This is a genomic window from Halomonas sp. 328, assembly GCF_015645095.1.
In the GTDB taxonomy this organism is placed as follows: domain Bacteria; phylum Pseudomonadota; class Gammaproteobacteria; order Pseudomonadales; family Halomonadaceae; genus Bisbaumannia.
Genome location: NZ_JADOTW010000007.1, coordinates 127,461 through 135,600, shown reverse-complemented (window position 1 = coordinate 135,600; position 8,140 = coordinate 127,461). Strand labels below are relative to the sequence as shown.

Genomic DNA, 8,140 nt, shown 5'->3' with positions numbered 1-8,140 from the left:
CAGAAACCACAAAGCCATTGATAATCAACGAATTATAAAAATAAGCGCGGTAAAAACATTTCGATCGGGCAAGAAGTGGCCCGAAAATCGGGTCATTTCTTGCCCGCGGGCAAGAAATGACCCGGTAATTCGTTACCACAGGGTTAAGGAAGGTTATCGAGGTTACGAAGACGCCCCCGGACGCGCCCTGCCCTGTCGCCGCTCGACGCCCCGACGCATAAACTCGAGGATCCAGCGAGCCATCAGGGCATCGTGCACCGGGGCGTTGAGGGAGGCCTGGCCCTCGCGGACCCGCGCCTCGCCTACCAGGTCGCCACGCAGGGCCATCAGGTCCCGGGAATAGGGCTTGGCGAACTCCGGGTGGCCCTGCACGCCGAGGAAGTGCTCGCCGACCTGCATCAGGTAGTAGGGACAGAAGTCGCTGCCCCCCAGTACCCGGCTCTCGGGGGGCAGGCGCACTACCTGGTCCTGGTGGCTGACCACCAGGTTCAGCTCCGGCTGCCAGGGCGTCATCCACTCGGCCCGTTCGTCCAGGTGGTTGAAGGAGACGCCAACGCCCCAGCCCTTGGCGCTCTGCTCCACCGCACCGCCCAGGGCCTTGGCGATCAGCTGGTGGCCGAAGCAGATACCCACCAGGGGCTTGCCGGCCCGCCATAGCTCGCGCACGAAGGCCGCCAGGTCGTCGACCCAGGCCAGGCCGTCGTTGACGCCAAACTTGGAGCCGGTGGTCAGCCAGGCATCCACCGCCTCGACCTCCTCGGGAATCTCGCCGTCCAGGCAGCGCCAGACGCAGAACTCCAGGTCGGGCTCGACGGCCGTGAGGAGCGCCTCGAACATCGCCGGGTAGTTGCCATGGGTGGCGCGCAGTTCCGGCGCCACGTCATCGCATTGCAGCAGTCCAATATGTAACGCCATCCTGCCCTCCTTGTCGTTCCGGGACGAGGCCATCGGCGGCTAGAGAGAGCCCTCCACCGCCGCCACGAAGATGGCCCGATAGGCCTCGGCGTCGTGGGCGATGGGGTTGCTGGCCGCGGAGGGGTCCGCCACCGCCATCTGGGCCACCTTGTCGGCCTGACGGGCGTCGATGCCCAGGGCCGCCAGGGTGGGCGGAATCTTCAGCCGCTCGCGCAGCTCCAGTACCCAGTCGATCACCGCCGCCGTGCCCGGCTGGCGCAGGTCCAGGTAGCGCCCCAGACGCACCATGGGTTCACCGATGGCCCGCTCGTTGGCCCGCAGCACATAGGGCATCAGCACCGCATTGAGGGTGCCATGATGGGCATCATAGAGAGCCCCCAGGGGATGGGCCAGGGCATGCATGGCCCCCAGGCCGCGCTGGAAGGCGGTGGCTCCCATCATCGAGGCCACCAGCATGTTCATCCGCGCCTCCAGGTCGCCGCCGTCGGCATAGGCGTGAGGCAGATGGTCGCGGATGCGGCGCATGCCCTCCACGGCGATACCCTCCGCCATGGGGTGATAGTTGGGGGAGCACCAGGCCTCCAGGCAGTGGGACAGGGCATCCATGCCGGTGGCGGCGGTGATCGACGGCGGCAGGCCGGTGGTGAGCTCGGGGTCGAGGATCACCGTGGCCGGCACCATGCCGGGGTGGAAGATGATGCGCTTCACATGGGCCTGCTCGTCGGTGATCACCGAGGCGCGGCCCACCTCGGAGCCGGTGCCCGCGGTGGTGGGAATCGCCACCACCGGCGCGATGGCCGCGGCATCCGCCTGGCGCCAGTTGTCGCCCACGTCCTCCAGGGACCATAGCGACAAGCCCTCCCGCTGTCCCGCCATCAGCGCCACCGCCTTGGCGGCGTCCAGGGCCGAGCCGCCGCCGAAGGCGATCACCCCGTCGTGGCCCCCGTCGCGGAAGGCGGCCACCCCATCCAGCACATTCTTGCCGGTGGGGTTGCCCTTGATGGCACTGAAGAGGGCAATGCCCAGGCCGGCACCACGGCAGGCGGCCAGGGCGTCGTGGACCATGGGCAACTGCTCCAGGCCCGGGTCGGTGATCAGCAGTGGCGCCGCCATGCCCAGGGCCCGACAGGCCTCGGGCAGCTCGCGGATGCGCCCGGCCCCGGTAAGGATCTGCGCCGGATAGTTCCAGCTGGTGGTCAAGCGACTCATCTCGTGTTGGCTCATAGCGACCTCGCTTCTCCCGCTTTCCCTTCAAGCTTAGGGCGTCAGGCATGTTTCAGATGGAAGGACTTGGGCCGGGTCAGGGTCTCGTAGCCGACCCGGGAGAGGGTGCAGCCACGCCCCGAGCGCTTGACCCCGGTCCAGGCCAGCTCCGGGTCCAGGTAGTCGCAGCGGTTGGCGAACACCGTGCCCGCCTCCAGCCTTTCCCCCAGGGCCGCGGCGGCCTCCAGGTCGCGGGTGAAGAGCGCCGCGGTGAGGCCGAAGTCGCTGTCGTTCATCAGCCGGATCGCCTCCTCGTCGTCCTCCACCGCCATCACCCCCACCACCGGGCCGAAGCTCTCCTCGCGCATCACCCGCATCCCGTGATCGACCCCGGTGAGCAACTGGGGCGCCAGGTAGGCACTGCCCGGCCGCGACAGCGGGTAGTCGCCGGGATCGATCCAGGCCCGGGCGCCGGCGGCCACCGCCTCCTCCACCTGGCCGCGCACGAAGTCCGCCGCCGCCGGTCGCACCAGGGGCCCCAGGGTGGTGGCGGGGTCGGTGGGGTTGCCGAGCCGCAGCTGGCCGAGCCAGGCCAGGGCCCGCTCCAGGAAGTCATCGAAGCGCTGGCGCTGCACATAGATGCGCTCGATGCCGCAGCAGCTCTGCCCCGAGTTGAAGAAGGCGCCGTCCATCACCCGGGGCACGGCGCTGTCCAGGTCCACGTCGCCGCGCAGGTAGGCGGGGTCCTTGCCGCCCAGCTCCAGGCCGGTGGCGATAAAGCGCCCGGCGGCATTGCGCTCCACCATGGCGCCGCCGGCCACCGAGCCGGTAAAGGCCACCTGGGCGATGCGCGCATCGCGGATCAGCGCCTCGGTGGTGGCATGGGCCAGGTGCAGGTGCTGGAAGACCCCCTCGGGCAGGCCGACCTCGTCGAAGGCCTGCTGCAGGCGCTCGGCGCACAGCGGGGTCTGGGCGGAGTGCTTGAGGATCACCGCGTTGCCCGCCATCAGCGCCGGCACCAGGGCATTCACCGCGGTCATGAAGGGGAAGTTCCAGGGCGCGATGATCAGCGACACCCCCAGGGGCTCGCGGCTGATATAGCGGGTGAAGCCGGGTTTGTCGGGCAGGCGGATGGGCGCCAGGGCCGACTCGGCCAGGGCGATCATGGTCCGGGCGCGCTCCTCGAAGCCGCCGATCTCGCCGCCGGCCACGGCGATGGGCCGGCCCATCTGCCAGGTCAGCTCCTCGGCCAGGAGATCGCGGCGCGCCACCATGGCATCCACCATGGCGGAACAGTAGCGGCCGCGCTCGGCGAGGCTCAGGGCACGCCAGTCGCGCTGGGCGGCCACTGCCCGGTCGAGGGCCGCCTCGACCCGGGCCCCCTCGGCCAGCTCGCGCCGCACATAGACCGAGCCATCCACCGGGGAAATCGTCTGTTGTATGGGCATAACCAACCTCGGCTCCAAGCGACGCCAGCCATGGGGTAGAGCGAAGCGTCTTTTTCAGGGATGAAAAAGTCGAGCGTCCAGGGATGGATTCACAGCGTCTTCGCGATCCCCATGGCTGGGGAAGTCGCGTCCATGCCGGGGCGCTTAGATAATTTCGAAGTAGCGGTCCAATTCCCAATCGGTGATATGGCGGCGGAACTGCCGCTCCTCCCACTCCCGGGTCGCCGCGAAGTGCTCGACGAAGGCGTCGCCGAACAGCGCCCGGGCCGGCGCCGAGGCCTTGAGGCGCTGGGCCGCCTCCCACAGGGTACGCGGCAGGGCCTGATGGGCGGGATGCTCGAGTTCGTAGGCATTGCCGCGCACCGCCTCGTCCGGCTCCAGGCCCTGCTCAATGCCGTAGAGGCCGGCACCGATGGCCGCCGCCACGGCCAGGTAGGGGTTGGCATCGGCGCTGCCCAGCCGGTACTCCACCCGCTGGGACTTGTCGCCGCCGGGAATCACCCGCAGCGCCGTGGTGCGGTTCTCCACCCCCCAGGTGGCATCGGTGGGGGCCCAGAAGCCGGGAATCAGCCGGGTGTAGCTGTTGATGGTGGGAGCGAACATGGCCAGGAATTCCGGCATCAGCGCCTGCTGGCCGGCCACGAAGTGGCGCTGGGTGGCGCTCATCCCGTGGGGGGCGTCGGCATCGAAGAAGGCCGAGGCCCCGCCGTCGGCGTGGCGCAGCGACAGGTGGATATGGCCGCTCTGGCCCGGGTAGTCCGGCGACCACTTGGCCATGAAGGTGGCCATCAGGCCTCGGCGCTGGGCCCACACCTTGGTGAAGGTCTTGAACAGGGCGCCCTTGTCGGCGGCGGCCAGGGCGCCATCCACGGCGATCGCCGCCTCCAGCACCCCGGGGCCGGTCTCGGTATGCAGCCCCTCGATGGGGAAGTCCATGGCCTCGGCGAGCCCCAGCAGCTCGTGGTAGAGCTCGCTGTGCACCGAGCTGCGCAGCATGGAGTAGCCCATCATGTCCGGAGTGAAGGGCTTGAGGTCGCGAAAGCCCTTCTCGCGCACCGACTCCGGGGTCTCCTGGAAGAGGAAGAACTCGTACTCCAGGGAGCCGAAGGCCTCGAAGCCCAGGCCCCGAGCCCGCTCCAGCACCCGCTGCAGCAGCCCCCGGGGGCAGAGCTCGGCGGCGGGCCCCGCGAACTCGGCCAGGAACAGCAGCATCTCGCCCTCCGCCGGCACGCCCCGGCAGCTCTCCGGGACGATCCGCAGCGGCGCATCCGGGTAACCGGTATGCCAGCCGGTGAAGCTCACGTTGTCGTAGAGCTCGTCCTTGCTGTCCCAGCCCAGCACCACGTCGCAGAAGGCGAAGCCCGACTCCAGGGCGTGGAAGAACTTCTCCTTGTGCATGTACTTGCCAAGCATCACCCCGTCGATATCGAACATCCCGACCTTGACGTGGCTCAGGCCACGCGCCTCGACGATGCGCCGGGCATCCGCCGGCGTCTTGACCGCTCTCGGTTCCAGTCGACTCATGGCGCCCTTTCCTGATAAGGGTGGAAATAGCAGCCTAGCGCAGCCCTCCGACGTCAACAGATGGCACCGTCAACCCTGGCACCAACGAGGGTGGCGGCGCCGGCTGCGAGTCGCTATCGTCAGGGCCCCTGACTCCGGAGCCTCCATGCCAAGCATCGATTCCCGCTGGGTCGGCTGGGCCCAGTGGCTGGCCCTGCTGACCATGAGCCCCGATCATCTGGTCCGCCACCTGCTCGGCCCCGAGAGCGCCCTGGCCTGGTGGCCGGAGAGCCTGGGACGACTGGCCTTCCCGCTGTTCGCCGCCATGGTGGCCTGGCACGACTACCACACCAGCCGCGATCCGCTGCGCTATGCCCGGCGCATCCTGCTGATCGGGGGGCTCGCCCAGCTCCCCTATGCGCTGATGCCACGCCCCGAGGCGCCCTATGTGCTGAATGTCTGCTTCACCCTGGCGGCGGGCCTGGCCTGGGCCCACTGGGCCAAGGGCGCCCTGGCCCAATGGGCCCACGGGGAGAGCAGCGCCCTGGCCCGAAGCCTTCTTCCCTGGGCGGGGCTGGTGCTCTCCCTGGGGGCCTGGTGGGCACTGGGCTTCTGGGTGGAGTTCGGCCATGCGGGCCTGGCCCTGGTGCCGGCGCTGATGCTGGCGCTCTCGCAGCAAGCGGCCCCGCCGGAGCAGCGGTGGATAGCCGGCCTGCCGGCCCTGGCGATAGCGGCATTGCTCAACCCGGGGATTCAGGCCAGCGCCTTCGCCCTGGCCGGCGTCCTATTGGCCTGGGCCATGGCCGGGGCCGGCCTGCCCCGGGTGCCCTGGCCCCTGCCCCGCTGGCTATGGCGGGCCTGGTACCCGGGACACTTCGCCCTGCTGGCGCTGGGCCTCGCCGTCCTTGGCGAACTCTCTGTCGCCTGGCTGCCGTTTCAGGGCCAGCGATAGACGCCCCGGTTCAGGGCATCGCGCATGGCGGAGGCGACCTTGGCGCCGCGCAGGCTGGCGCCGGTGAAGCCGTCGATATCGTCCACCAGATGTTCCGGGGTGTAGAGCGCGAAGAGCCGTGCCAGTGGGGCGCCTTCCAGGCGCTCGGCGATCTGCTGATGCTGGCGCATCACCGCCTGGAGGCTGTCCCCCTCCTCCAGGGCCAGGTAGTCGATGCCGCCGTAGTAGAGGTGACGATAGCTCAGATCATGGATATGGCCATCATCCAGGCGGAACTGCACCTGCACCTGATGATAGCCCCGGTCGGCGAAGCCGCCCCGGTAGGTGCCATCCAGGGGCAGTCCCAGTTGGGCCTGGGCCAGGCGCGGGTCGATGCCGGCCCGGGCCTCCCGGGGCGCCGCGGGCTCCTCGGCCACCGCCTCGGGGGCCTCCCAGCCACTCAGGGTGCCCACCCGATAGCGCTCCAGTAGGGCCGCGGCCGCCGGGCTATGGGGCACCCCGGGGCGCTTGTTGTCCCACCCCTCGCTGGCCTCCTTGCCACACCACTCGAGGAAGAGCGCCTCGTCGCTGGGGTGGAAGGGCAGGTAGTCGGTCAGGTCATAGACCCGGCCATGGATCGCCTTCCAGCAGCTCCCGGCATGGTCATGGCGGGCCAGTTCCTCGGGGGTGATCTCACGGGCCTCGGGTGCCTCATCACTCTGGGAAGAGAGGGCAGTGACCGAGGCCAGGGTCAGCACGGCACTGACGAAGGCAATAAAGGCGGTATAGGCGAGCTTGTTCATAGGAAATCGAAGACCTCGCTGTGGATACGCTGGGTGGGAACGCCCTGGTCGGCCAACAGCCGACGCAGGTGGTCGACCATCGCCGGCGGACCACACAGGTAGATCTCGCGATCCATGTAGTCCGGGCAGTGATGGCGCAGGAAGGTCTCGGTGAGCGGCCCCTCCTTGCGGTAGAAGTGGGCGGTGACGCCGAAGCCGGGGTGAGCCTCGGCGATGCGCCGCAACTCATCCAGGTAGTAGGCACGCTCCGGGCCGTTGGCCAGGTAGACGAGCTGGGCCTCGCCGACGCCGGTGGCGGCGATCTCCCGGGCCATGCCGACGAAGGGGGTGATGCCGATGCCGCCCCCCAGCCAGAGCGGTCGACGCTGGGGGAAGTGACGGGCGAAGAAGTCACCATAGGGCCCCTCCAGCAGCACCCGGCTGCCCGGGGTCACCGCCTGCAGGGCACGGCTGGCGTCCCCCAGGTCCTTGATGCCGATGCGAAGATGCGAGTCGTCGGGGGCCGACGAGATCGTATAGGGGTGCTCCTCGCCGCGCCCGGCGCTCAGGGCCTCGTCCAGGGGCGTGAGATAGAGGAACTGACCCGCCCGATGGCGCAGGCGATGATGCTCGGGACGCAGCGCCAGCTCCACCACCCCCCGGGCCAGGGGCTCGACGTTCTCGATCCGGTAAGGCAACCGGGCCACCCGGGGGGCGATGGCCTTGCGCCAGAAGATGGCGCCCAAGGCCAGCAGGCCCAGCAACCACCAGAGGGCACTCTCGCCGGCCAGCCACAGGGTATGCACCAGGGCCGCGATCAGCGCCACCGCCGAGAGCAGGTGCAGGCGCTTCCAACCCTGGTAATGGAGCTTGCCGAAGAAATCGAAGGTGGGAGCCAGGAAGATCACCATCAGGCCCCAGGCCAGCCAGCCCAGCCAGATCGCCACCTGGTGCCAGGGCGGGAAGAGGGTCAGGGCCGCCGCCTCCAGGGAGAGTGGCACCGCCGCCAGGGCCAGGCTCAGCACATGCACCATCACCAGAATAAAGGCCCAGAAGCCGAGTCCCCGGTGCAGCCGCCAGAGCCGCGGCAGACCACCGAAATAGCGATCCCAGCGGGGCAGGCGCACGCAGAGCGCCGCGGTAACCAGCATCATCGCCAGCCCCAGGATGCCGCTGACTCGCCCCAGCCAGCTCAGCCAGCCCATGGCCCCGGGGCCCGGCCAGCCCAGCCGCGGCAGGGCCACCACCAGCGGCAGCAGCACCAATAACACCACCAGCAGGTCGCCGGCATAGGGTCGCCGCCATATCGTCATCGCGTCCTCCTCGCCTCTGGCTCAGTGTCGTACAGGTCGCCAGGA

The 8,140-nt window shown here is 69.3% G+C and carries 7 protein-coding genes; 1 reads left to right on the top strand and 6 read right to left on the bottom strand.

Annotated features, from left to right (window positions below):
- Positions 1 to 162: 162 nt before the first annotated feature.
- From IHD13_RS05160 to IHD13_RS05145, 4 genes are all read right to left on the bottom strand, one after another.
- A complete protein-coding gene (locus IHD13_RS05160) occupies positions 163 to 915 on the bottom strand; it encodes a glutamine amidotransferase-related protein (RefSeq protein ID WP_195859969.1) in 753 nt (250 codons plus the stop codon).
- 39 nt (positions 916 to 954) lie between these two features.
- Entirely contained in the window at positions 955 to 2,139 is a 1,185-nt protein-coding gene (locus IHD13_RS05155; RefSeq protein WP_230086146.1) for an iron-containing alcohol dehydrogenase, read from the bottom strand.
- 41 nt (positions 2,140 to 2,180) lie between these two features.
- Positions 2,181 to 3,566 (bottom strand): aldehyde dehydrogenase family protein, encoded by a 1,386-nt coding sequence (locus tag IHD13_RS05150; RefSeq protein WP_195859968.1) that lies wholly within the window; start codon positions 3,564 to 3,566, stop codon positions 2,181 to 2,183.
- Positions 3,567 to 3,710: 144 nt separating this feature from the next.
- Positions 3,711 to 5,090 carry a glutamine synthetase family protein gene (locus tag IHD13_RS05145; RefSeq protein WP_195859967.1) on the bottom strand — a complete coding sequence of 460 codons (1,380 nt, stop codon included), beginning with the start codon at positions 5,088 to 5,090 and terminating at the stop codon, positions 3,711 to 3,713.
- Positions 5,091 to 5,235: 145 nt separating this feature from the next.
- Here IHD13_RS05145 and IHD13_RS05140 point away from each other — a divergent pair, with 145 nt between their 5' ends.
- Positions 5,236 to 6,021, top strand: coding sequence for a TraX family protein (locus IHD13_RS05140; RefSeq protein WP_195859966.1), 786 nt, complete (start codon positions 5,236 to 5,238; stop codon positions 6,019 to 6,021).
- On the opposite strand, the gene IHD13_RS05135 is transcribed toward IHD13_RS05140, so the two are convergent.
- Positions 6,006 to 6,803, bottom strand: coding sequence for a cytochrome b5 domain-containing protein (locus tag IHD13_RS05135; protein ID WP_195859965.1), 798 nt, complete (start codon positions 6,801 to 6,803; stop codon positions 6,006 to 6,008). The two genes, IHD13_RS05140 and IHD13_RS05135, sit on opposite strands and share 16 nt — an antisense overlap.
- On the bottom strand, positions 6,800 to 8,095 hold the full coding sequence (locus IHD13_RS05130) for a ferredoxin reductase family protein (protein ID WP_230086145.1): 1,296 nt from the start codon (positions 8,093 to 8,095) through the stop codon (positions 6,800 to 6,802). The genes IHD13_RS05135 and IHD13_RS05130 overlap by 4 nt, the downstream gene beginning before the upstream one ends.
- Positions 8,096 to 8,140: the final 45 nt, after the last annotated feature.

What these genes read in the sequence shown, in the direction of transcription:
- IHD13_RS05160 (WP_195859969.1), bottom strand. Translation starts at nt 915, where the DNA reads ATGGCGTTACATATTGGACTGCTGCAATGCGATGACGTGGCGCCGGAA.
- IHD13_RS05155 (WP_230086146.1), bottom strand. Translation starts at nt 2,139, where the DNA reads ATGAGCCAACACGAGATGAGTCGCTTGACCACCAGCTGGAACTATCCG.
- IHD13_RS05150 (WP_195859968.1), bottom strand. Translation starts at nt 3,566, where the DNA reads ATGCCCATACAACAGACGATTTCCCCGGTGGATGGCTCGGTCTATGTG.
- IHD13_RS05145 (WP_195859967.1), bottom strand. Translation starts at nt 5,090, where the DNA reads ATGAGTCGACTGGAACCGAGAGCGGTCAAGACGCCGGCGGATGCCCGG.
- IHD13_RS05140 (WP_195859966.1), top strand. Translation starts at nt 5,236, where the DNA reads ATGCCAAGCATCGATTCCCGCTGGGTCGGCTGGGCCCAGTGGCTGGCC.
- IHD13_RS05135 (WP_195859965.1), bottom strand. Translation starts at nt 6,803, where the DNA reads ATGAACAAGCTCGCCTATACCGCCTTTATTGCCTTCGTCAGTGCCGTG.
- IHD13_RS05130 (WP_230086145.1), bottom strand. Translation starts at nt 8,095, where the DNA reads ATGACGATATGGCGGCGACCCTATGCCGGCGACCTGCTGGTGGTGTTA.